Annotated in this window: 21 protein-coding genes and 1 tRNA gene; 13 read left to right on the top strand and 9 right to left on the bottom strand. The window is 34.8% G+C overall.

Annotated features, from left to right (window positions below; all coding sequences use genetic code 11):
* Nucleotides 1-33: 33 nt before the first annotated feature.
* Complete coding sequence (locus R1X58_RS11480) at nucleotides 34-1,524, bottom strand: retropepsin-like aspartic protease (protein ID WP_240572881.1); 1,491 nt, start codon at nucleotides 1,522-1,524, stop codon at nucleotides 34-36.
* Nucleotides 1,525-2,193: 669 nt separating this feature from the next.
* Here R1X58_RS11480 and R1X58_RS11475 point away from each other — a divergent pair.
* Entirely contained in the window at nucleotides 2,194-3,417 is a 1,224-nt protein-coding gene (locus R1X58_RS11475) for an ApeA N-terminal domain 1-containing protein (RefSeq protein ID WP_240572880.1), read from the top strand.
* 31 nt (nucleotides 3,418-3,448) lie between these two features.
* Complete coding sequence (locus R1X58_RS11470) at nucleotides 3,449-4,171, top strand: hypothetical protein (RefSeq protein ID WP_240572879.1); 723 nt, start codon at nucleotides 3,449-3,451, stop codon at nucleotides 4,169-4,171.
* A 200-nt stretch (nucleotides 4,172-4,371) separates the two neighbouring features.
* Here the strand turns inward: R1X58_RS11470 and R1X58_RS11465 are convergent.
* A tRNA-Arg gene (locus tag R1X58_RS11465) sits at nucleotides 4,372-4,445 on the bottom strand.
* A gap of 208 nt (nucleotides 4,446-4,653) precedes the next feature.
* Between R1X58_RS11465 and R1X58_RS11460 the strand changes: the two genes are divergently transcribed.
* The 10 genes from R1X58_RS11460 (at nucleotide 4,654) to cydB (ending at nucleotide 12,479) form a co-directional block, all read left to right on the top strand.
* Complete coding sequence (locus R1X58_RS11460) at nucleotides 4,654-5,286, top strand: Crp/Fnr family transcriptional regulator (protein ID WP_240572878.1); 633 nt, start codon at nucleotides 4,654-4,656, stop codon at nucleotides 5,284-5,286.
* Between the two features lie 66 nt (nucleotides 5,287-5,352).
* The gene (locus tag R1X58_RS11455) at nucleotides 5,353-6,150 is read left to right on the top strand and encodes a sulfite exporter TauE/SafE family protein (protein ID WP_240572877.1); all 798 of its coding nucleotides are present in this window, start codon (nucleotides 5,353-5,355) and stop codon (nucleotides 6,148-6,150) included.
* 68 nt (nucleotides 6,151-6,218) lie between these two features.
* Complete coding sequence (locus tag R1X58_RS11450; RefSeq protein ID WP_240572876.1) at nucleotides 6,219-7,631, top strand: MBL fold metallo-hydrolase; 1,413 nt, start codon at nucleotides 6,219-6,221, stop codon at nucleotides 7,629-7,631.
* A 132-nt stretch (nucleotides 7,632-7,763) separates the two neighbouring features.
* Nucleotides 7,764-8,096, top strand: a complete 333-nt coding sequence (locus tag R1X58_RS11445; RefSeq protein WP_240572875.1) for a rhodanese-like domain-containing protein — start codon at nucleotides 7,764-7,766, stop codon at nucleotides 8,094-8,096.
* Nucleotides 8,097-8,106: 10 nt separating this feature from the next.
* Nucleotides 8,107-8,376: a heavy-metal-associated domain-containing protein gene (locus tag R1X58_RS11440; protein WP_240572874.1), complete on the top strand. Its 270-nt coding sequence runs from the start codon at nucleotides 8,107-8,109 to the stop codon at nucleotides 8,374-8,376.
* 6 nt (nucleotides 8,377-8,382) lie between these two features.
* The gene (locus R1X58_RS11435) at nucleotides 8,383-8,868 is read left to right on the top strand and encodes a hypothetical protein (RefSeq protein ID WP_240572873.1); all 486 of its coding nucleotides are present in this window, start codon (nucleotides 8,383-8,385) and stop codon (nucleotides 8,866-8,868) included.
* A gap of 110 nt (nucleotides 8,869-8,978) precedes the next feature.
* Nucleotides 8,979-9,275, top strand: a complete 297-nt coding sequence (gene trxA / locus R1X58_RS11430; protein WP_240572872.1) for a thioredoxin — start codon at nucleotides 8,979-8,981, stop codon at nucleotides 9,273-9,275.
* A 3-nt stretch (nucleotides 9,276-9,278) separates the two neighbouring features.
* Nucleotides 9,279-9,857, top strand: coding sequence for a methyltransferase domain-containing protein (locus tag R1X58_RS11425; RefSeq protein ID WP_240572871.1), 579 nt, complete (start codon nucleotides 9,279-9,281; stop codon nucleotides 9,855-9,857).
* A 211-nt stretch (nucleotides 9,858-10,068) separates the two neighbouring features.
* Nucleotides 10,069-11,400, top strand: a complete 1,332-nt coding sequence (locus R1X58_RS11420; RefSeq protein WP_240573074.1) for a cytochrome ubiquinol oxidase subunit I — start codon at nucleotides 10,069-10,071, stop codon at nucleotides 11,398-11,400.
* Nucleotides 11,401-11,402: 2 nt separating this feature from the next.
* On the top strand, nucleotides 11,403-12,479 hold the full coding sequence (cydB, locus tag R1X58_RS11415) for a cytochrome d ubiquinol oxidase subunit II (protein WP_240572870.1): 1,077 nt from the start codon (nucleotides 11,403-11,405) through the stop codon (nucleotides 12,477-12,479).
* Nucleotides 12,480-12,525: 46 nt separating this feature from the next.
* On the opposite strand, the gene kbl is transcribed toward cydB, so the two are convergent.
* Both kbl and R1X58_RS11405 read right to left on the bottom strand, forming a co-directional pair.
* A complete protein-coding gene (kbl, locus tag R1X58_RS11410) occupies nucleotides 12,526-13,716 on the bottom strand; it encodes a glycine C-acetyltransferase (protein ID WP_240572869.1) in 1,191 nt (396 codons plus the stop codon).
* An 11-nt stretch (nucleotides 13,717-13,727) separates the two neighbouring features.
* A complete protein-coding gene (locus R1X58_RS11405) occupies nucleotides 13,728-14,684 on the bottom strand; it encodes an NAD-dependent epimerase/dehydratase family protein (protein WP_240572868.1) in 957 nt (318 codons plus the stop codon).
* 169 nt (nucleotides 14,685-14,853) lie between these two features.
* Here R1X58_RS11405 and R1X58_RS11400 point away from each other — a divergent pair, with 169 nt between their 5' ends.
* Nucleotides 14,854-15,318, top strand: coding sequence for an Lrp/AsnC family transcriptional regulator (locus R1X58_RS11400; RefSeq protein ID WP_240572867.1), 465 nt, complete (start codon nucleotides 14,854-14,856; stop codon nucleotides 15,316-15,318).
* A 165-nt stretch (nucleotides 15,319-15,483) separates the two neighbouring features.
* Here the strand turns inward: R1X58_RS11400 and R1X58_RS11395 are convergent, their stop codons facing one another.
* From R1X58_RS11395 to R1X58_RS11375, 5 genes are all read right to left on the bottom strand, one after another.
* Complete coding sequence (locus R1X58_RS11395; protein ID WP_240572866.1) at nucleotides 15,484-17,283, bottom strand: DUF3472 domain-containing protein; 1,800 nt, start codon at nucleotides 17,281-17,283, stop codon at nucleotides 15,484-15,486.
* Nucleotides 17,284-17,360: 77 nt separating this feature from the next.
* Nucleotides 17,361-17,927, bottom strand: coding sequence for a discoidin domain-containing protein (locus tag R1X58_RS11390; RefSeq protein WP_240572865.1), 567 nt, complete (start codon nucleotides 17,925-17,927; stop codon nucleotides 17,361-17,363).
* 80 nt (nucleotides 17,928-18,007) lie between these two features.
* Nucleotides 18,008-19,660 carry a RagB/SusD family nutrient uptake outer membrane protein gene (locus R1X58_RS11385; protein ID WP_240572864.1) on the bottom strand — a complete coding sequence of 551 codons (1,653 nt, stop codon included), beginning with the start codon at nucleotides 19,658-19,660 and terminating at the stop codon, nucleotides 18,008-18,010.
* A gap of 16 nt (nucleotides 19,661-19,676) precedes the next feature.
* The gene (locus R1X58_RS11380; RefSeq protein WP_240572863.1) at nucleotides 19,677-22,622 is read right to left on the bottom strand and encodes a SusC/RagA family TonB-linked outer membrane protein; all 2,946 of its coding nucleotides are present in this window, start codon (nucleotides 22,620-22,622) and stop codon (nucleotides 19,677-19,679) included.
* Nucleotides 22,623-22,781: 159 nt separating this feature from the next.
* A complete protein-coding gene (locus R1X58_RS11375) occupies nucleotides 22,782-24,140 on the bottom strand; it encodes a Gfo/Idh/MocA family protein (RefSeq protein WP_240572862.1) in 1,359 nt (452 codons plus the stop codon).
* Between the last annotated feature and the right edge of the window lie 57 nt (nucleotides 24,141-24,197).

Raw genomic sequence — 24,197 nt, 5'->3', positions numbered from 1 at the left:
CAAGCCGTTATATACTGTAAATTAGAATCTTAATTATAAAGTCACCTCTACCGGCTGTCCTTTTCTAATTACCTTAAAAGTTAAGTTTTCCTTTTGTTGTAATTTTGAAATTTCGCTCGCCGTTAACTCATTAGACAATTTTCCTTCAATACTAATAATACGATCCCATAATTTAAGTGGATCCTTATCACTAGCATCAGTTCCTTCCTCTGTTGTTAAATTGCGCTTTACAACCAACACATTATTTACAAAGCCTATTAAATAATCGTTAACCACAAAGTCTAATGGCAACATTTCTGCATTCATTTTTGTGTACAGATTATAGGTGTTTAAATCGATAACCCAGTTGAATCGGCGTAAAAACTGAATACCAATAGACCCCAATACATTATGCCCGTTGTGTCTTGCTTCTTCATACGACTCTACTGCTAAACTCGAATTTTCAAAGGTTAAGCCGGCAAAACTTATACTATCAACTAAACCTATTTGAACCGGAGTTTTATGCCCTACGCTTACGTTATATGTATTAAATAAAGGTGTCATGCTATTAACCAGTAAATCTTCATTTTGTAATTTTGTTCCTGATCCAAACATAATGGCTTGATATCCTGCTCCGGCATCTAAAATAAATTCCGATTCGAATGTATTGCCTTCAGAAGAAATGGTTAGCGGAATGGTTGGTACGCCTTCAGAATATCTAAATGTTGTTGTGTTGTAATCTTTAAAAAAGTCATTTTCACCAAAGGAATACAGAATAATTTCATGACGCTCGAAATTAACTTCTGTGATGTAACTTCTGAAAAAATTAGAACCTCCAATAATTCCATCTAAACCCGGTTTTATTTTAGGAAACATCACCATGTTTTGATTTTTAAGTACAAAATCGTCTAAAATCAATGTGTTTCCTGAAGAATAGTTAACTGTCATTTCTCCACCAGGCACAAACACTTTACGAGCCTCAGTAATTTTAACACCTATTTCTTGCTGTAAATCTGCTTTTAACGCCAACCCATCGGCTCCTGTATCAAACAACATGTTCAACACTTTATCGGAATCATTTAATTTAGCCTTTAAAATAATAGAGCCTCGATCGTAAATAAAAGGGAATGTTGCTATTTTTTTTGATATTCCGTAACGATTAAAATTAAAACCTTTTTGGTCTAAATAATCAGAATACAGCAGTTTACCTTCTTTTGAAAATACTACATTTGAAATCTCTTCTTTTTCACCAAAAACATAGTGAACCTTACAAGTTCGCTGTCCATTTATTTCTGAAACGGCATCCCAATACATCGTATTTGGCTTTCTAGCCTTTTCTATAAAATCTTTAAATGAATTGGTTGCCACAGGATGTTGATAGACTGCAAATCTAAAATCTTTCGAAATAATCTCATCAATTAAAGTTTTATCTCCTTTTAGTAGACAGGATTTATAAGCATTAAGTGTGTTAAACTCTTGTTCTGTTCCTTGAGAAAACACCTTTAGTGAAATAAAAATGGATAGTGTTAAAGTAAAAATCTTCATAAATTTAGTTTGTTCGTTATTTAAAAAAAAGGGTTACTACCAGGGTAACCCTTTTTACTTCTTCACTTAGTTTTGAGTGACTAATTCAAATTGTATATTATGAAAAAAATATAGTTCAGTGAGAAGTCTAAAAATCATCAGCTTTCATTTTCCTCTCTCATAAAAAACTTCGGCAGGAGATTTTTAAGAAAACGCTTAAAAAGATAAATACCCTTATAGCAATTTTTAATTTTATGATATTTTTAAGATATCGAGGATTAATAAAAACTGAACCTACTTAGATAATCATATGGATGTGACTATTATCACTAATTTTGTTACGAAGTTATTAAAAACAAAAAAGCTCCACTATTTCTAGTGAAGCCTTTGTGATCGCGACAGGAAACGAATCTTATATCTCATATAAACTTAAAGACCTACAAATAGAAGAAAAATAGAAAAAATCTTTCTATTTATATTACACTAGGTATCAATCAATATCAAAAATGTTGTGCAAATGTTGTGCAAATTCGAATCTTACTTTTATGTATCAAATCCAAATAACCTAACAGTAGACAATACAACATTAAAATAAATAAGTTAATAACTAATTGTATAAGAGTTGATAGTTCAAAAAAAAGATACTTAAATTGAAGGAAAATTTTGAACTAACAAAACATTTTACGCCAATTGGATTATTACAACAAATACTTCGAAGGAATTTTCTGGATACCTGATAATGAAGATAAAAAAATCATTTCGACTTTATATATAGATGATAAAGGCATAGCAACCATAACCTCTCTGCAATCTTTCGAACCTGAAACTAGTGTATTACATGGAAATAAAAATTTAGCATTGGTTTTAGGATATTTAAATTGTCATGATGAATCAAAAACATACTCAATAAAACTATATGACGTATACAAAAACTACCAATTAACCGGCTCCTTAAATAAATTCAAGTATACATCTAATCTAGCTATAATTACCCCAAGCTTCGATCGCAACATTAATGATAGGACATATAATACAATTATGTTAAACTCAGATTTAATTAACAATTGGGTTCCTTTTACTGGATTTAATTTTAAAACAGATATAGAAGATTCATTTGAAATAAATCATCTGTACAAACAGCCAGACATAATTAATTTATTTAAAAATAAAGATTTCGATATATATATTTTCTTTAGAGCATCATCAAATTTTAAAGGTCGAAGAAGCTCCTCCATAAACGAATCAGTATTTATTAATATCAAAACAGCAGAATCATTTGAAATAAAAAGTTCCAAAAATATTATAGCATCTATAGAGCACCTCTTTAATTTAATCCTATTTACTCCCTTTTACTCTAATTCCATTGAACTAAGAACAACTGATAGTATCAACTATAAATTATTAAAAAGACGAAATAAACTTGAAACAAATATTACACAAAAAATTAATTTTAAGTTTTTTAAAGATAATTCTCAAAAAATTTTTTCTAAATGGTTTGAAAAGCAAGTTAAACTAGAACTAGCTATATTAAATTTCTTTAGTGTGTATGGGAATAATGAAGTTTTTGTAGAAAATAAGTTTCTCACTTACATCTCAATTTTAGAAAACTATCATAAAAACAACATAAAAAAAGATGACTGTTTAAAAACTAGGCTAAATTATTTATTAAAGAATTCTTGCATCAGCCATAATATTAATGATATAGATAAATTTTCCGAAACATTAAAAATAACAAGAAATTATCATACTCATCTTGAAGAAAAACACAAAGAAAAAAGTTTAAATAGTTTAGAAATACACCAGGCTAATTACCTTTTAGAATTTATTATTCGAGAAATATTTTTAGGCGAAGTAGGAATAAAAGAACCACTTAAAATCCCTAGTAATGTGGAAAAGTACTTAGTTAAAATTTAATCAATGAAATAATCTATTAAATTCAAAACCTATGGATCATAGAGACACTTACAGAGAGCTCAATAAAATTAAGAGAGATTTTATAATTAATGTTTCTCATAATATCATAAAAATCCTAACTCATCAAGACCAAATTGGTATTAAAAATGAAGAAACATATTCTGATTTCGTTGAAAGATCCGAAGATTACAACAAGGAAAGTTTAGAAAAATTTTTCAAAAGCCTTAGTAATAAGACTAAAAGATTAATACCCATCTACATCGGAGAAATGTCAATCATATATTTATGTTCAATTGCTGAAGACAGGTTAAATAAAATGATTTATCTGATTTTAGGCCTAGAAAACACCATTGAAATATCTGCTGAAGAAATATCAAAAAATAAAATCATTAAAAACCAGATAAAATGGATTAACGAAAGTGTTTTCGGAAGATTAAAATATTTAAATAAAGAATTAGGTTATGATTTCATAAATACTTTTAGTGGAAAAAATGATTTATTATCAAATATCAAAGAATTAATATTAGTAAGAAATTTAATTGTACACAATGGAGCAATCATCACTGAGGACTTTTTAAAAAAAACAAATAATAAATTTAACGATCAAAATGTAGGGGAAAAATTAAATCTGACTTTTGGTGACATACAATGGTATTCCATTTTTTTAGATTTAAGCCTCAAGCAAATTTGTCATCAATACGCAGCTAAAAAAGAGGTTATAAAAATTAACAATTACCCAAGAAATAGTGTATAATATTGTTTAACAACACTAGGAATTAAATAATTTATAAATAAATCGGATCGCAAAATGATTCCCAAAGCACTATTAAAGCCTGATTTTCAATGTATTAAAAAACAAATCTGGTTGTGCAGAGGTTGTGCAAATCGTTAATATAATCGCATAAAAAAACCCGCAACTTATTGAAAATCAATTAGTTGCGGGCAAAATATCAGTGATCGCGACAGGATTCGAACCTGTGACCGTCTGCTTAGAAGGCAGATGCTCTATCCAACTGAGCTACGCGACCTAAACCAATAAGGAAAACATTTTTCGTTTTCGGTGTGCAAATATAGAACTAACTACATTTCTAACAAAGATAATTTCATATTTTTTTCAATTATTTTTATCCACCTATACTCACCTTATCACAACCCTTTAAAAACAAGCTTATTACAACTTTAATGTAGGCTATTTAATATTTAGTCAATATCTTTATACTGAAAATTGGAGCTTTAATGATTACCGAACTAAAAGAAAACTATGGCTATCTCTTTGAAGATGCGCTATTAAACGAAATAAATAACGTTGGAACTTACAAAGAAGTACCCGAAGGATTTCAGCTTATCGATATAGGTGAATACATAAAATCGATGCCTTTATTGGTTAGTGGCGCTGTAAAAATATTAAGGGAAGACGATAAAGGAGACGAACTCCTTCTCTATTTTATAGAACGAGGCGACACCTGTGCCATGACCTTATCTTGTTGTATGGGACAAAAAAAGAGCGAAATTCGTGCCGTTGCAGAAACCCCTACCAAACTTATTATGATTCCGGTTGAAAAAATGAGCGAATGGATGGGAAAATACAAAAGCTGGCTAAACTTCATTCTTCAAAGTTACCACGACAGAATGACCGAGCTTTTAGAAGCCATCGACTCTATTGCCTTTTTAAAGATGGATGAAAGGCTGTTAAAATATCTAAAAGATAAAGCCATGGTAAATCATAATGACGAAATTATTGTAACCCATCAAAACATCGCTTTCGATTTACATACCTCAAGAGTTGTTATTTCAAGATTATTAAAATCCCTTGAAAACGAAGGAAAAATAAAGTTAAACCGAAATAACATTAAAATTTTAGATCTTTAGAGTATGTAACCAATGTTACAATGTGCCCCCGACAAGTAGTATAGTTTTGTGGCTTAAAATAAAATTATGACTGTTGTAGAAATTATAGGCTTTGTTGGCGCATTATTAATAGGACTTGTCCTGGGATTAATTGGTGGTGGTGGTTCCATTTTAACCGTTCCACTATTGGTTTACCTTTTAGGGTTCAATCCTATTGTTGCTACTGCCTATTCTTTATTTGTTGTGGGGTCTTCTTCCTTGGTTGGGGTTATCCAAAAAGCGAAGAAAAATTTAGTCGATTTTAAAACCGGATTATCTTTTTCATTCCCATCGTTCTTAGCAGTATACATTTCCAGACGATTTTTAGTACCTGCCATTCCTCAAGACATTTTCACACTTAATGGCTACACTTTAACTAAGGAAATGGCAATCATGGTATTTTTTGCCATCATTATGTTTATGGCGGCAACATCTATGATTAAAACCAAAAAAGAAGTTGTTGAAAACCATACCAAACAACCATATTATAAAACCTTTATCCAAGGAACTACTATTGGGGTTATTACAGGTTTAATTGGTGCCGGAGGCGGATTCTTATATGTTCCTGCATTGGTACTTTGGGCAGGGTTACCTATGAAACGCGCCGTTGGCACATCATTAGTCATAGTATCCCTTAACTCCATTATAGGATTTACTGGTGATTTACACACCTTAGATATAGACTGGACATTCCTTTTATCATTCTCATTTATTACCATACTAGGGATTTTAATTGGAGGGTATCTGTCGAAGTACGTTTCAAACAAAAAACTAAAAACAAGCTTTGGTTGGTTTGTACTAATTATGGCTGTTTACATCATCATTAAGGAGTTTTCACAACACTAATATTGTAACTTATGTTACGCCTTAATTTTTTAAAATAAACTAATTTTACACCAAATATCGATTTGATTATGAAGATAGAACAAATATATACCGGATGTTTAGCACAAGGTGCCTACTACATTGAAAGTAATGGTGAAGTCGCTATTATAGACCCTTTAAGAGAGGTATCACCTTACATTAAAAGAGCTGAAGACAATAACGCTACCATTAAGTACATTTTTGAAACACACTTCCACGCCGATTTCGTAAGTGGACACGTAACGCTTTCAAAACAAACAGGTGCTCCTATTGTTTATGGTCCAAACGCAAACCCTAACTTCGATGCGATTATCGCTACCGATGGTCAGGAGTTTAAATTAGGTAACATTACCATTGTGGCTTTACACACTCCAGGACATACCATGGAAAGTACCACATACCTTTTAAAAGATGAAAACGGAAACAACCACGCTATTTTTAGTGGTGACACCTTATTCTTAGGAGATGTTGGACGTCCAGATTTAGCTCAAAAAGCTGCCGATATGACTCAGGAGCAATTAGCCGGGTTACTATTCGATAGTTTACGTTCTAAAATTATGCCGTTGGCAGACGATGTTATTGTATACCCTGCACACGGTGCCGGTTCTGCCTGTGGTAAAAACCTTAGTAAACAAACCGTAGGTACTATTGGTGAGCAAAAAGCAACCAACTACGCCCTACGTGCTAATATGACTAAAGAAGAATTTATTCAGGAAGTTACCGATGGTTTATTACCTCCACCGCAATACTTCCCGTTAAACGTAAAAATGAATAAAGAAGGTTACGACGATATTGATGATGTTTTAGAACGTGGAACCCGACCTTTAGAACCAAAAGAATTTGAAGCCATTGCAAACGAAACCGCAGCCATCATTTTAGATGTACGTCACCAAAACGATTTCGTTAAAGGTCATATTCCAAGATCAATCTCTATAGGTATTGATGGTGGTTTTGCCCCTTGGGTAGGAGCACTTATCGCAGATGTTAAACAACCTATTCTTTTAGTAGCTCCTGAAGGACGCGAAGAAGAAACCATCATCCGTTTATCGCGTGTTGGATTCGACAATACTTTAGGATACTTAAAAGGTGGATTTGAAGCATGGAAACACAACGGTTTCGAGTACGATACCATTTCATCGATTTCTGCTGAAGAATTCAAAGCTATTTTAGACAAAGAAGACGTTCCTGTGTTTGATGTTAGAAAAGATGGTGAATTTAAATCAGAACACATGGTAAATGCACACCACGCCTCTCTTGATTATTTAAATGATCATTTAGCTGAATTCCCTGAAGACAAACCTTTCTACATTCACTGTGCTGGTGGATACCGCTCAGTAATCGCTGCTTCAATTTTAAAAAGCAGAGGTATTCATAATTTAGTTGATGTTGCAGGTGGTTATGCTGCTATTAAAAATGCAGGAATCCCAACAACAAACTACGTTTGTCCTTCTACTTTAAAATAATTTTCAAGATTATTATAGATAAAAAAAAGAGCGGTTAGTACCGCTCTTTTTTTTTGTAACAAAGGTTACGCCCTGCATAGGTTTTGTGTCGTAAATTTATAGCATAATATTTAACACAAAACTCAATATAATATGTCTATATTATCATTCCTTTTCGGAACAAAAGACGAAAAAATCACCGTACTATCTGCTTCCGATTTTAAAGAACACATTCAAAAGAAAAACGTTCAATTAATAGATGTTAGAACACCTAACGAATTTAAATCCGGATCTATTAAAAACGCGAAAAACATCGATATTTTCAATAGTGCCTTTACATCAAAATGCGAAGCTTTAAAGAAAGATCAGGCGGTTTATGTGTATTGCCAAAGTGGTGGCAGAAGTCGCAGTGCTTCAAAAAAGTTATCAAGTATGGGATTCACCGAAATTTACGATTTACAGGGTGGTATTTCTAACTATCGTTAAAAACAAAAACATGCAAACAAAAATAATTATTCAAAATCTTAAATGCGGAGGTTGCGCTAAAACCATCTCCAATAATTTAAGTGCTATTGAGACTATTTCTAATATTCATGTCGATATAGAAAAAAGCAGTGTAAATTTCGATTGTGACAGTGAAATTGATGTTATAAAAGTAAAAACAAAACTAAAAGCTTTAGGGTATCCTTCAATTGAAGACGATAACAGCTTTTCGTCTAAAGCCAAGTCGTTTGTAAGTTGTGCCACAGGAAAACTTTCAAAATAACATATTATGAAAACAAAATTCTTTGCTTTACTTGTATTAGCGGCCATGATTTCTAGTTGTAAGAACAACAGTAAGCCGGAAACAAAAACCATTGATATTAAAACGTCTAACGATGTTGCAGATCATCCTGGTAAAAAATTAATGGAAACCTATTGCTATGCTTGTCATGATGCTACAACAAGTCACGACAATAGAATAGCTCCTCCTATGATTGCAATAAAAACACATTATATATCAGATAATACAACTAAAGAAGAATTTACCAACGATATGTTGTTATGGATGAAAAAGCCTTCAGAAGAAATTTCTAAAATGCCGGGTGCTGTAGAACGCTTTGGAGTTATGCCTGTCATGGTTTTTCCTGACCGTGTTATTAAACAAATCTCTGAATATATGTACGATAACGATATTGCGCAACCCGAATGGTTTGAGGAGCATTTAAGACAACAACAAGGACGACGCAAAGGTATGGGTATGAATAAAAATCTATAGATTCTAAAAACAGCGTCTACTGTTAGGTTCTTTATATCCCAACGACAAAAGCTTGGTTACAATATAAATCAGATAAGAAGATTCAGGAGATTAACTTTAGTAAAAATAATATGAGTAATTTTTCAGAAATAATAAATCAGGATAAACCTGTTTTGGTCGATTTCTTCGCCGAATGGTGTGGCCCATGTAAAATGATGAGCCCCATACTTAAAGACGTAAAGGAAACGATGCAGGATCAGGTATCCATTATAAAAATAGATGTCGATAAAAATCAGTCGATAGCAGCTAAATTTCAGGTACGTGGCGTACCAACTTTAATGATTTTTAAAAACGGAAAGCAATTATGGCGTCAGTCTGGCGTGCTTCAAAAGAATGATTTAATTTCGCTTTTACAATCATACAAATAGCCTATGGATTTATCGGAATCGTATTGGGATGACCGCTATAAAACAGATAATACGGGTTGGGATATTGGTCATATTTCAACCCCTATAAAAACCTATATCGATCAACTTACCAAAAAAGATTTAAAGATTTTAATTCCCGGTGCCGGAAATGCTTACGAAGCGGAATACTTATTCCATTCGGGGTTTAAAAATGTTTATGTTATTGACCTTTCAAAAACAGCTTTAGATAATATTAAGGCTCGTGTTCCTGAGTTTCCTGAAAGCCAGATGCTACATGGTAATTTTTTCGATTTAAATGACCATTTCGATTTAGTTATAGAACAAACCTTTTTCTGCGCCATCAATCCGGAATTACGTTTTAAGTATGCCGAAAAAATTCATCAGCTTTTAAAACCTAACGGAAAACTGGTAGGGCTTTTATTCGATATGCCTTTAAACCAAACCGAACCGCCGTTTGGTGGTTGCGAGTCAGATTACATCAATTATTTCAGTCCATATTTCAACATTGAATTATCGCCTTGTTATAATTCCATCACCCCAAGACACGGCAAAGAATTTTTTATTAAAATGACTCACAAATAATCTGTAAAGCGAGAACTGTGTAACATTTATCACAAAGCTTTTCACTTAAAAACAATAACTTGCAGAAGATTAATAATGTATAAAACTATACTCCCATATTAATTGATTAATAGGCCAAAAAGCTTTCTTGAAAAAGGAAGCTTTTTTTTATGTGTTTCAAGGAGATTTAAATTTCTGTGCCGTATTTTTGTTAGGAATCAAACCCACCCCTATGGAAGACATGCTTTTCTATGATAGAATGCAATTCGCATTCACCATTACCTTTCACTACTTATTTCCGCAATTAACCATGGGATTGTCTTTAATGATTGTCTGGTTTAAGTGGAAATTTTTAAGAACACAAATCGAAAACTATAATGAAGCCGCAAAGTTCTGGATGAAAATTTTCGCCATCAACTTCGCTATGGGTGTGGTTACCGGTATTCCCATGGAATTTCAATTCGGCACCAACTGGGCTAAATTCTCCGAACTTACCGGAGGCATCATTGGTCAGACACTGGCTATGGAAGGGATGTTCTCATTCTTTTTAGAATCTTCGTTTTTGGGACTCTTTCTGTTTGGTGAAAAACTTCTCGGGCATAAATTGCATTTCATAACCGGATTTTTAGTCTTTTTAGGGTCCTGGGCTAGTGGATACTTAATTATCGCCACACATTCGTGGATGCAACACCCTGTAGGTTATGAGATTTTAGAAAACGGAAAGTTTGTTTTAAATAATTTTAGCGCCTTGTTTTCAAATCCGTGGTTATTGCCATCTTATTTACATAATCAGTTAGCATCTATCATCACTGCGGCATTTGTTGTTTCGGCTGTTGGTGCGTTTTATCTGTTAAATAATAAACATAGCGACTTCGGTAAACTATTTCTTAAAACCGGCGTTATTTTCGGTTTGGTTTCAAGTGTTCTTGTTGCTTTTCCTACGGGTGATTTAGTAGCTAAAAATGTTGTGAAACATCAGCCGGTAACTTTCGCAGCCATGGAAGGGATTTTTGAAACTGAAGAAGGCGGAAGCGAAATTGTTTTAATAGGTCAACCAAACATCCTAGAAAAGAAATTAGATAATAAAATTGCGGTTCCTAATATTCTAAGCTTTTTAACCTATCAGGAGTGGGATGCCGAAATAAAAGGCTTGAATGAATTTGACCCCAACACCTACCCCACCAATATTCCAGGCTTGTATTATGCATATCACATTATGGTGGGACTGGGTACCATTTTTATCGGACTCATGTTTTTAGCCGCTATTCAGCTATTCAGAAAAAAACTGTTTACAACGAAGTGGATTTTATGGGCGTTACTGTTTATGGTGCCGTTTCCATATATCGCAAATACAACGGGTTGGTACACTGCCGAACTGGGTCGTCAACCTTGGTTGGTTTATAATTTACTACGAACCACCGAAGGTATCTCGCCTACGGTATCCTCTGGAAATACCTTATTCACCTTACTCGGTTTTATTGGATTATACCTATTATTAGGTTTACTCTTTTTAATCCTTGTCGGAAAAATTATTTATAAAGGCCCACAAACTATAAAACACTAACTATGGAATTATTCTGGTATATCGTTTTAATGTGCATGCTAACCGTTTATGTTATTTTAGATGGTTACGATTTTGGCGCAGGCATTGTGCATTTATTCTTTGCTAAAACTGAAAAAGATAAAAAAGCCATCACCAATGCTATTGGTCCGTTTTGGGATGCCAACGAAGTCTGGCTGATTGCTGCCGGAGGTGTTTTGTTTTTTGCCTTCCCTACCCTTTACGCAGCGTCCTTTAGTGGATTTTACCTGCCGTTAATTATGATTTTATGGTTGCTTATTTTCAGAGCTATTGGTTTAGAGTTACGCGGACAAATACACAACAAAATTTGGGAAACCATCTGGGATAAAGCCTTCGGAATAGCAAGTTTACTTCTAGCGTTATTCTTCGGTATTGCTTTAGGAAACGTGGTGCGTGGCGTTAATTTAGGCATGGTTACCGATGGTGTTTCGGCACACGAACCGCATTATTTCTTTTTACCGCTTTGGAACCCGACCTTCAGTCCTAAAGCCGAGCATTTAGGGATTATTGACTGGTTTACAATTTTATTGGGCGTTATAGGCGTTATTGCTTTAACCATTCACGGGGCGAACTGGATTATCTACAAAACAAATTCCGAATTAAATACAAAACTAAAAAGCATCATATTTAAACTGAATTTTGCTTTACTGGCTTTGGTTGTTCTATCCCTTTTTATCTGGCACATTATCGAACCACAACCGTTCCATAACTTTATAAAAACACCTTGGTTATGGATTTTCCCTATCATTACTTTTACAGGATTATTCGGTTTGTTTAAAGTGAGAACCTTCAAAAAAGACGGTATGGGATTTTTATTTTCGTCGCTATTTTTATTCGGAGGAATCACCTCAACAGTGGCATCTATTTTTCCGAAGCTATTGCCCTCTACTAATACCACAAATCCAGACTTAACCATTTACAACATGGCTGCCGATGCATACGGACTTTCAGTTGGTGTAAACTGGTTTATTATAGCGGTAATTTTAGTGGCTGTTTACTTTACCATTCAGTATAAAGTATTTAAAGGAAAAATGGATAATGTAGGCTACGGAGAGCACTAACATTACCCATTTTAAAGTAGTTTTAGTTTAATTATATGCTGTTTTGTTATTTAATAACGTTTAAAGCTTTACCCACTTTAGTGAAGGCTTCAACAGCTTTATCGACATGATGTGTTTCATGCCCTGCTGAAAGCTGCACACGAATTCTTGCTTTTTCTTTTGGTACTACCGGATAGAAAAAGGCAATCACGTAAATACCTTCGTCCAATAATCTGGCTGCAAATTCCTGAGCTAACTTAGCATCGTATAACATGACAGGAACTATTGGGTGCTCACCAGGAATAATATCGAAACCTGCCTCTGTCATTTTTGTTCTGAAACGTTTCGCATTATTCTGAACTTTTTCAATTAAATCGGTTGATGTTTTTAACTTGTCTAAAACCGCTATCGAAGCTCCGGCAATCGCAGGTGCTAAGGTATTCGAGAATAAATACGGACGCGATTTTTGTCTTAACATCTCTACGATTTCTTTTTTAGCAGCCGTAAATCCACCTGAAGCACCACCTAAAGCTTTTCCGTATGTTCCGGTAATGATATCAATTCGTCCCATCACGTTTCTGTACTCGTGTGTTCCACGGCCAGTTTTACCCACGAATCCGGTAGCATGGCATTCATCAACCATAACCATAGCCTCATATTTATCGGCTAAATCACAGATTTTATCTAATTGCGCGATAGTTCCATCCATAGAGAATACACCATCTGTCACGATTAATTTTCTTCTTGCTCCAGAAGCGGCTTTTAACTGCTCTTCCAAAGACTCCATGTTATTGTGAGAATAACGGTAACGTCCAGCTTTACATAAGCGAATACCATCAATGATTGATGCATGATTTAATTCATCTGAAATAATCGCATCTTCAGGGCCTAAAATCGGTTCGAAAACACCCCCATTAGCATCGAAAGCTGCTGCATAAAGAATACAGTCTTCCATACCCAGGAATTCGGCTGTTTTCTGTTCCAATTCTTTGTGAATATCCTGCGTACCGCAAATAAAACGCACAGAAGACAATCCAAATCCGTGCGTTCTCATAGCTTCAATCCCAGCCTCTACAACATCGGGATGCGAAGACAATCCTAAATAATTGTTTGCACAAAAATTTAAAACTTCATTACCTGCGGTCGTATTTATTTCTGCACCTTGAGGCGTTGTAATAATACGCTCCTTTTTGTAAAGTCCAGATTCTTTTATTTCGTTTAACTCGTTTTCAAGCTGTTGCTTAACTGCTCCGTACATAGTTTTTATTTTTATTGAGTTACTAGAATGTATTGTTCTTTTAAGTGTTTAAGCATGTCTTGAGTCATGGCATCCAGATCGTATTTAGGTTCCCATCCCCAATCTTGTCTTGCTTGTTCATCATTAATCGATGACGGCCAGTTTTCAGCAATGTTTTGTCTGAAATCCGGATTATACGTCACCTTAAAATTAGGATAATATTTTTGAATAGACGCGGTAATTTGTTCTGGAGTAAAGCTCATACCGTGTAAATTATACGATGTTCTTACCGAAATGGACTCTTTCGGAGCATCCATCAGTTCTAATGTAGCTCGAATGGTATCATCCATATAAATCATTGGCAACATGGCATCAGCTTTTAAATAGCATTCAAAATCTTCTTCCTTAATGGCTTTATGATAGATCTCCACCGCATAATCGGTAGTTCCTCCGCCTGGTAGCGATTGATAACCAATAACCCCCGGATAACGTAACGAACGGACATCTAAACCGTATCTTAAGAAATAATATTGTGCCCAGTTCTCACCAGCCGCTTTACTGATTCCGTATACGGTTGACGGATTTAAAAAATCACTCTGTGCCGTATACATTTTAGGAGCCATATCTCCATACACCGCAATCGAACTTGGATAAAATACTTTACTAATCTTTTCTGCAACAGAAACCTCCAGAACGTTAAATAAGGTTTTCATATTAATATCCCAGGTTTGCAGTGGATTTTGTTCTCCCTTTGCCGATAAAATAGCCGCTAAATGGTAAATCTGAGTAACCTTATATTTTTTAACAATATATTCCAGACAGTTTTTATTGGTTACATCCAACTGCTCGTAAATACCTTTATAATTTTTTATTGGGTTTAAATCAGATGCTATAACAGCCTCTTCTCCAAACTTATTTTTAAGAGCCTCAACCAACACCGAACCTAATTGGCCACCGGCACCCGTAACTAATATTTTTTCGTTTTGCATACCTAATTTTGTAAAGTATAAAATTACGAATAAAGCCGTTTCAAAAAATAAATTCACTTTTACAAACCATATATTAAGTAAAAAAACTTTTTTAATATTAATTATAAAGAAAATTTTACTTTTACAATATTTATTTATCTTTATTTGAAGAAAAATTAACTTGAATCTTATGGTAGAAAAACTGGATAATGTCGATTTAACGATTCTAAAAATCTTACAAAACGACTCTAAAAAAACCACTAAAGAGATTGCCGCGGCTTTAAACATGACCATTTCGCCAGTTTACGAGCGTATTAAACGGCTGGAAAATGATGGTTATATTAAAAAATATGTGGCTATACTAGATAAGAAGTTACTAAACTACCCTGTTACCGTTATTTGTATGGTATCGCTGCGATACCATAACGAAGGTTTTATTGATAAATTTGAAGAGCAAATTCAGGAACTACCCGAAGTTCAGGAATGCTTTCATATGGCAGGAAAAGTAGATTTCTTTTTAAAAATAAACATGACCAGCTTAGATGACTATCATGATTTTGTGCGCGTAAAACTGTCTAACATATCCAATATTGGGGTTTTGGAAAGCTATTTTGTTTTGAAAGAAATTAAACAATCTACAGAATTTGTGATATAGAAGAAGCCTTTGGCATAACACCAAAGGCTCTCAACTAACTTCTACAAAAAAGTTAAACCAAACAATATACAATGCACTTGGCAATGTTTCTTTTATATTAAATTACAGGCGCCTCCCATAACTTAAATGAAAAGAGCCCTCTCTTAAAAAGAAAGGCTCTTTTTTTTAATCTCTTGTAAATGGTATAATCTCTGCCATTGCAGCATAAATACTACCATCGTGACTTGAATTTGCAATAAACTTAAGATATCTAAACGTTTGTGGTGTTTCAAAATCCACATCTTGAGCATCTGCAGATTTTGCCAATACAAAATCCCCCATAGATGTCCATGTTACGTTATCTGTACTAATTTGAATTTCTAAATTTTCAATTGAACGTGAAGTCGTTTGTCTTTGATAAAATCTAACTCCATTTACTAATTTATCAGATCCCATATCAATAGTAATATGATGAGGATGTTGACCAGCAGGATCACAGCTCCAACAAGAATGCCAATACGAATCTAAATTCCCATCAAGCACATCGGCTGCACGCCCTGTATCACCTTCCCCTCCACTAGCTTCTTCTGAACTAAAGTCAACAACTGTCCATCCTGTCCTGTCTAATTCGGTAGCAGGACCAAGAACCACAATTTGAGGTAAAGCATTTAAATCTACATCAGGTTGAGTTCCTGCACTTCTTGATAATGCAGAACCTGCATCTGTATAATCGTTAAAGAAACCACAGTTTTTCATAATAAAAGAACTTCCTTCTGATCCTCCATAGAAATCCATACGATCACCATTTGCCGCAGTAGCGTCAACTCCAAAAGTCGCCTCTGTGACTTCATTCCAAACGCCATCTGTAGTATATACCCATTGGTTACCGTAACTACCTTTTCTAGTTTGGTTACCGGTTGCAGGATTAAAGTTTTCTAAAAACGAGTGAGCCCCAGTTAAGTATGTAGATGTTTGAGGTCTTCTAAGGCTTGCAATCATCACCCACTCCCCAACTTCAGGATCGTAGAAATATCCTGTATAGTCTGTAGAACCTTCCACTTCTGCTGGTTCTCCTTTTAATAAAAACTTATAGGTTACACCTGTTTTCCAACCTATATTCTTAAAACTCTGAAGACCAGAACCCTCATTACCAAAATCCTGAACAGTTACTCCATCTCCTGCTCCTAGTTTTGTTACTTTATAATCATCTGGAATCTGGTTTGGATCATCGGTATTGTACGCACTCCAGATAGAGAAGAGAATACGTCTTTCTGAACTTGAATTTACCTGAAGACCAAAATAACCTTGTGAATGCCCGTTAGCCATAAAGAATGATCCTAATACATCTTCTCCTTCAGCAACGGTTAGTTCATTATAAAAATATTGAACATCTTTACCTGCTGGCGTTTTATAACCAATATTAACAGATGGTCCTCTTCTTCCAAAATAAAAATTATCTACCGGATTGTAAATTACTCCATCTGCAGCTGCAGAACCTCCAAGAAGCAAACTATTTATATCTCCAACAAAAGTTCCATTCTTTGAAAGTGCCTGAATTTCTATAGTATTATAACCAGCTTCAACCGGAAATACTCCGATACCATAATCAACATACTCTTCTGTAGTAATGATAAGTTCTTTACTCAAACCGTTAACGGTTACTTTAAACTTAGATCCTCCTTCAGATGTTTTGATGTTCAATCCCACATTTAAATCGCCTGCTCCCGTTCTAACATAAGTACGGATAACATGATCTGTCGATGTCCAGTTATGAATACCTTCCGCTGAAATTAATGTACCATCCTGCGAAGTATTATTCTTTATCCAGCTATTAGGCCCTATAGGTACCGTTTGGGTAAACTCCAGATTGGCAGCATCGGCACCAATTAAATCTTCAAAATATACAATTTTCTCTGCATCACAGGATAGAAAACTCAATGCTATCGTAAAAAACAGTATTAACACTTTATTTATTTTATTATTCATGATTTTAAATTTTTAATTCAATATTTCCTTTCTAAACAGCCATACATGGCTTCATTAAAAAATTATATTGATAACCATTATTCGTAAACGTAACCTCCTACCTGAGCTAATGCCGCAAAAATACTTCCATCGTGAGATGAAGTAATAATTATCTTCACATACATCGCGGTTTTATTTTCTCCGAAATCAACCGGCTGAAGCTCTGCTACTCGAGATAAAGTAAAACTCCCCATTGACGTCCAAGAAGACCCATCGGTACTTATTTCTACTTCTATATCTTTAATAGCTCTAGATAAGGATTGTCTTTGCGCTATTTGAAGCCCTCCAATGCTTATTTCTGAACCAAAATTTATAACCAGTTCATGTGGATGTTGAGCTCCAGGATCGCAAGTCCAACATGAATGCCAAAATGTTTCTAAATCGGCATCAAGAATATCGGCTGCACGACCAGTATCTCCTTCTCCCGAGGTTTCTTCTGAACTAAAGCTCTCCATAGTCCAAGCCGATGGCTTAAGGTTTACCTTAATTCTTGTATCGTTGAAAATCTGATTGGTTTTATATAAAACCTGGTCTGGCTCACAAGCCAAAACCACTACAGCAACAAGAAAAAATAAAATATGCTTTATAGTTTTTGTGTTTTTCATAATTGTTAATTTTTAATAGCGTTTAAATAAACCAAGTGAATGTTTTACACTCACCTGGTTTTTTTACTAACTCATTACTCTTAAGGGTTTTGTTCTAAAGACGGCTGGATTAATATTTGCTGCTCTGGAATTAGCTCAACAATAACCTTATCTGTAGCCGGAATTTGAGGATACGGGTTTGAATTATTTAAGTGGGTTCCAGGGTAACGTCTATCCATGGTTAAGCCGTTTCTGTAAACATCGAACTTTCTGTGTCCTTCGAATGCCAACTCTAACTGACGCTCATCCATAACAACATCAAACACCGATTTTCCTTCAGGAAGATTTGTTAAAGTATACTCATCTGCTTTAGCTCTTGCTCTTAAAATATTAATATTATCTATGGCTAACTGGTCTGCTCCCTGCTTAGCTAAAGCTTCAGCCTTGTTCAAGTACATTTCTGCTAAACGCGATACGGTTGGCGACCATAAATGTAAATCGTTTTCTTGCTGAGATGCTTTTAGAATAAAGAATTTAGGATACCCATTACGTTTGTCCATATCGTAATCAAATACGACATCCTGACGACCACCTGATCTATTAAAATAATACTGCGTTCTGCCATTAACCTCTTCAGACATTAAAGTATATGTAGTTCCTTCATCCTCAAAAGTAATTGTAGAACCGTTATCTATAGTGTGTCTAAACTTATAAACATTATCTTCAACCCAGTATACTGCCGGTATTTTATCTCCGTTTTCATCTACCAAATATTGAGGATCTATAAAACTACCTCTTAAATCGTTTTCACTTTGATTTAAAAGCTCTAAATATGGCTGAGATGGATACATTTCCCCCCAACCAACACCATCAATAGTCGCATAAAACGATCCGATAGTCCACCAGTCTTCGTTACCAGGAATATCAATATCTTTAGTTAAGGTTACAGAGAAAATGGCCTCTTTATTCTCTGCCGGAGTCAAAGTATTCATAACTTTATATTCCTCTGAAGACAACAAAGAGTATGGCCCTTCATTTATGACTTTATCGGCGTACTCAATCGCCTTTGCATTGTCTTCCATATAAAGATATACTCGTGACAATAAAGCCTGAGCAGCCCCTTTAGATGCAAATGAAGCTCCTTTATTCTCATTCATTAAAGCTTCCGCTTTTAATAAATCAGACACTACCTGATCATAAACTTCTCCAACCGTATTTCTGTCTGGAATATCGTTACGATCTGCCGTTAACTTTAAAGGCACCGATAGGTTAGACGTTCCTTGATTATAAGGTCTTCCAAATATGTTTCCCATTTGAAAGTATACCAAAGCTCTAATGTAATAGTTCTCTCCAATAACCTGATCTTCTGCATCAGAATTACCTTCGACCAACCCTTCTATTACTGTATTAGCACCAACCACAGCCCTGTAAGAGTTACTCCAGAATCTCTCTGCTCTGTAGTTATTTGGATTTCTTTGATAGTTATAAAAGAAGTACAAATCATCGGTAGTACCTCCACTAATCATTACATTATCACTAGAATACTCAGACATTCTGTGTAAATCGTCAATCCAACCGTCATAACCTTTATCTCCTTTTAAAAATAAATAGTTACCAAGTGTAGCTGACTGCGCAGCTCCCGGATCCTTAAATAAATCTTCAGCTGAAATTCTATCGAATGGACTTCTATCTAAATCACAAGATGTAAACACCATTGGCATAGAGAATAGAATTGTATAAATTATTTTTTTCATCTTTTATTTTTTTTTATTAAAACCCAAGATTCAACCCTAATGAAAAACGTCTTGGTACTGGATAGCCAATACTTGTATACCCCAAATCATTTCTACCTATACCATTACTCAATGTTGGGTCTACTCCTGTAAACTTTGTAAATGTTACTAAGTTATCTCCAGACAAAGTAATATTAGCACTACTTAATCCCACTTTGTCCATAATAGATTTTGGTAAATCGTAAGATAAGGTAACGTTAGTCAACCTTAAGTAACTGCCATCTTCTAAGTAACGTGTAGACGTCTGGTTACTACCTGCATATCCTCCCGGTTGTGGTTTAGGATGTGTTGCCACATCTCCTGGTCTTTCCCAACGGCTCCAACCATCAGGCAATACCATTTGGTTGTATTGTAAATAATACCCATCTGAATCGAATAAATTACGAGACGCATTATATAATTCAGCTCCGTAAGAAAAAGCCCAATTAGTAGTTAACGCAAAATTCTTATACCAAATAAGTGTACCAAAACCTCCTGTATAATCAGGATTTGCTGATCCTGCAGTTTGTAATGTTGCACTATTATAATTTGAAGTTGTTGAGCTCTCTCCTGTATCTGGATTAATAACTTCGTAAACTGGTGCTCCATCAGCAGGATTTACACCTAACCACTTTCTCATATAAAAAGTTCCAAACTCTTCTCCTTCTCTAATGATAAAAGATCCTCCGATAATATCGGTTCCATCAGGTAATTCCTTTACATTATTTTTATTAAAACTAATGTTTGCAGCAGCAGCAATTCCAAAATCTTGTGTTTTTACAATATCAGCAGCAATAGCAACTTCAACTCCTTTATTGGTTACTGAACCAATATTTTGGTAACGACCGTTGTAACCTGTAATATCTGTTAAACGTCTGAAGAATAATAAACCTGAATTCTCTTTATTGTAATAATCCACAGTTAAATCGATAGCATCGAAAAAAGTAATATCTAAACCAAAGTTACTTTCCACTCCTTTTTCCCAAGATAAATCAGGTGTTCCTAATTGATTTGGTTTAGCAGCGATAAGACCCGCATATTGAAACTTAACATCATAGTCGGTTAAATAACCAAAACCTCCCGGTTGATTACCTACAGCCCCGTAGCTCGCTCTTAGTTTTAAAACATTGATATCTTCTATGTTAAAGAAATTTTCTTTATGAATATTCCATCCTGCAGCCACAGAATAAAACTCTCCATATCTGTAATCTGGAGCAAAAGCTGAGGCTCCATCCACTCTTAAAGATGCTTTTGCAAAATATTTTGATTTGTAATCATAATCTGCTGCTACTAAAACCGATTGCTGTGCTGTTTCACTGCCCCCACCCTGGGCTGCTGCTGGCTTTAACCCAACATCTTGAACTTGACCGTTAACTACGATATTTTCTGAACGTGCTGTTACGCTTCTTGTATTAGTATCATTATATTCATAAGCAGCTAACGCATTTACAGTATGATCTTCATTAAAGGTCTTGGAGTACTTTAACATCTGGTTGGTAAATCTATATAAACCACGAAATGTATTATTCTGCATGGACCCATTTACAGACTTCCCACTATTGGATCTTGGATCTGTATAATTAAAAGACTCCCCATTTCCCCAACGGAAGTTATTCGTAGAAATGAACGTTAAATTCTTAAACAATTTATATTCTGCATCAAAACTTGCGAATAAATCGAATGAACGCGAATCTGAATAATTCCATTGTCTGTCATAGAAATAATTACTTTTATCACGCCCTAACCAATCATCTCCTAGTGATTCGCGAGCATTAACCACCGAACCATCTTCATTAAACGGGTTATCCCAAGGCATATTTGTATAAGCTGAATATAAATCTCCTCCTCTTGAGTTTTCTCTTCTATCGAACACAAAATACAACTTTGGCTTAATGGTTAATTTTTCAGAAATATTGTAATCTAAATTAGTACGATAGGTATAGCGATCTAATCTACTACCTATTACTGTTCCTTGTTCACTGTAATATCCTCCAGAAATTAACATATTATGTGTTTCTGTGGCAGAGGTAAATGATACTGTTGCATCTTTAACAAAGCCATCCTGAGTTGTCGCATCAAGCCAATCAAAATCGCGCTCTAATAAGCTTTCATTAAACCACTCATTTGTATTTCCTAAACTTTCATGATAATCATATAACTGCTTCGAGTTCATAATTTCAAAGTTACCTGGATTAAACTGATTTACTGCGCTTTTTAAGTAAACAGTCATTTGTGGTTTTTTACCAATTTCACCACGTCTTGTTGTAATAAGAATTACACCATTAGCACCACGATTTCCATACAATGCCGTAGCTGAGGCATCTTTAAGAATAGACATCCCTTCTATATCTCGAGGATTAATTTTAGGATCTGAATTACCAATAATAACTCCATCTACAACCCATAATGGCGAGTTTGTTGAATTAATTGACGATCGTCCTCTAATAATTATATTTGGAGATGATCCTGGAGACCCACCGCTTGGCAATACCTGAACCCCAGAAACCTTACCCTGTAACATGGTTACAACATCTGGAACGGTAACATCGGTTAGTTTATCAGATTTCACCTCTACAACAGAAGACGTTACTGTTTCTTTTTTTTGCGTTCCGTACGCCACTACTACCACTTCTTCTAAAGCACTTTGATCTAACTTTAGTTGAATATTAATAGTTTCCTTTCCTGCAACAGGAAATTCCTCACTAACATACCCGACATAACTAACGACAAGTATATCGTTTTCACCTACCGACAAAGTAAAGTTTCCATCAAAATCTGAAGACACACCTTTCGATGTCCCTTTTACGCTGACGCTAGCTCCTGGCAACGGAACACCATCGTTAGCGTCCGTTATTGTACCTGAAACCTGCTTTTCCTGAGCATACATCGTATATGTAAACCCTATCAGCAAAACAAATAGCATTGTTTTAATCCTATTTTTCATAAGTTTTAGTTTGAGTTAATAATTAAAATTTGTTGAGTTAATTGTTGCGTTTGTTATTTCTAGAATGATTTAAAATTCCCTAAGTTGATGTTAAAAGAGAGCGCTTAACAGATGGCGCCCTCTCTTAAACCATCTCAAGTGACTAATAAACCAAACATTTTAATATGTATCTTTTATCCAATTATAAGGCTTACGCTTTATCCAGGTTCCACGAGTAAAATCCGGAAAATCCTGTGGTTCACCATTATTCTCGATTGATAATTCTGAAAGTGGTGTAATAGCACTCCAAGCTGCGGCATCGTAAGCATCCATTGGTGGTGCTATATTTTCTTTAGCCGATTCTACAAAGGCATTCATGACAAAAAAGTCCATACCGCCATGTCCTGCACCTGTAGCTAATTCGCCATACTTTTGCCATAATGGATGATCATATTTCTTTAACCACTCATCGGCTGCATCCCATTGGTGAGGTTTCGATTTACCTTCCACGTAAATCCTGTTGCCATCGACTTCCCATAATCCTTCAACACCTTGTACTCTAAATCCTAATGAATAAGGTCTTGGCGAACTACAATCATGAGTTACTATAATTGTTTCTCCGTTTGAGGTTTCAATAGTACTGGTAATTACATCACCAATCTTAAAATTTAACTTAGCATTTGGGTGATTCTCTCCTCCGTTATCGACAATATATTTGTGAAGTCCTCTACTTTTTGTAGCGTGAGATGTTAAGGATAAGAATCGATTTCCACGATTGATATCACACATAGCTGCAATGGGGCCAATACCATGTGTTGGGTATACATCTGCATTTCTTAACAAATTATGATTTGTTCTCCATTTAGATTCTGAAATTCCATTGTCTCCAAATTCAACACCTTTACCATAAGCTGTCTTCCCATCATTAAAAAAGACTCCTCTTAAATCGTGCTGGTAACCACATCTAAAATGAATAGTCTCTCCAAACACATTTTGCTTTACCATATTAAGAACAGCCAAAATATCACGACGGTAGTTAACATTTTCAAGAATCATTAAATGACTTCCTGTTTCTTCATGGGTGTTTACCAAATCCCAACACTCTTCTAAAGTATTTGCGGCAGATACTTCTACACCGGTATACTTTCCGGCTTTCATTGAATCTACCGCCATTCTAGTATGCCATAACCAAGGGGTTGCTATAATTACAGCATCAACTTCTTTTAATTCTAAAAGATTTCTATAGTCATAATCCGAATTTCCAAATACTTTAGGTTTTGCATACCCGGCATCATCAATCATTTTTAAAGCGATTTTAATTCTTTCCGGATCAATATCGCAAATTGCTGTTACTTCTATATCTTTTCTATGCAGTGCATTATTCAAATGGTTACATCCTCTTAAACCTACACCCAGAAACGCTAATTTCAGTTTATCTTTAGAGTCTCCTAAAACTGAGCCAAAAGACATATTGGGCAAAAAAGATAATCCCGCCCCCGCTATTACAGTTTTCTTTACAAAATTCCTACGTGAGTTCATATTTTTCAAATAAATAGTTTGTTCATTAAATTATTCATTAACAAATATTGATTTTAC

This window comes from Aestuariibaculum lutulentum, assembly GCF_032926325.1.
GTDB classification, from domain to species: Bacteria; Bacteroidota; Bacteroidia; order Flavobacteriales; family Flavobacteriaceae; genus Aestuariibaculum; species Aestuariibaculum lutulentum.
Note: the sequence above shows the minus strand (reverse complement) of the source record. Positions and strands in the feature narration are given on the sequence as shown.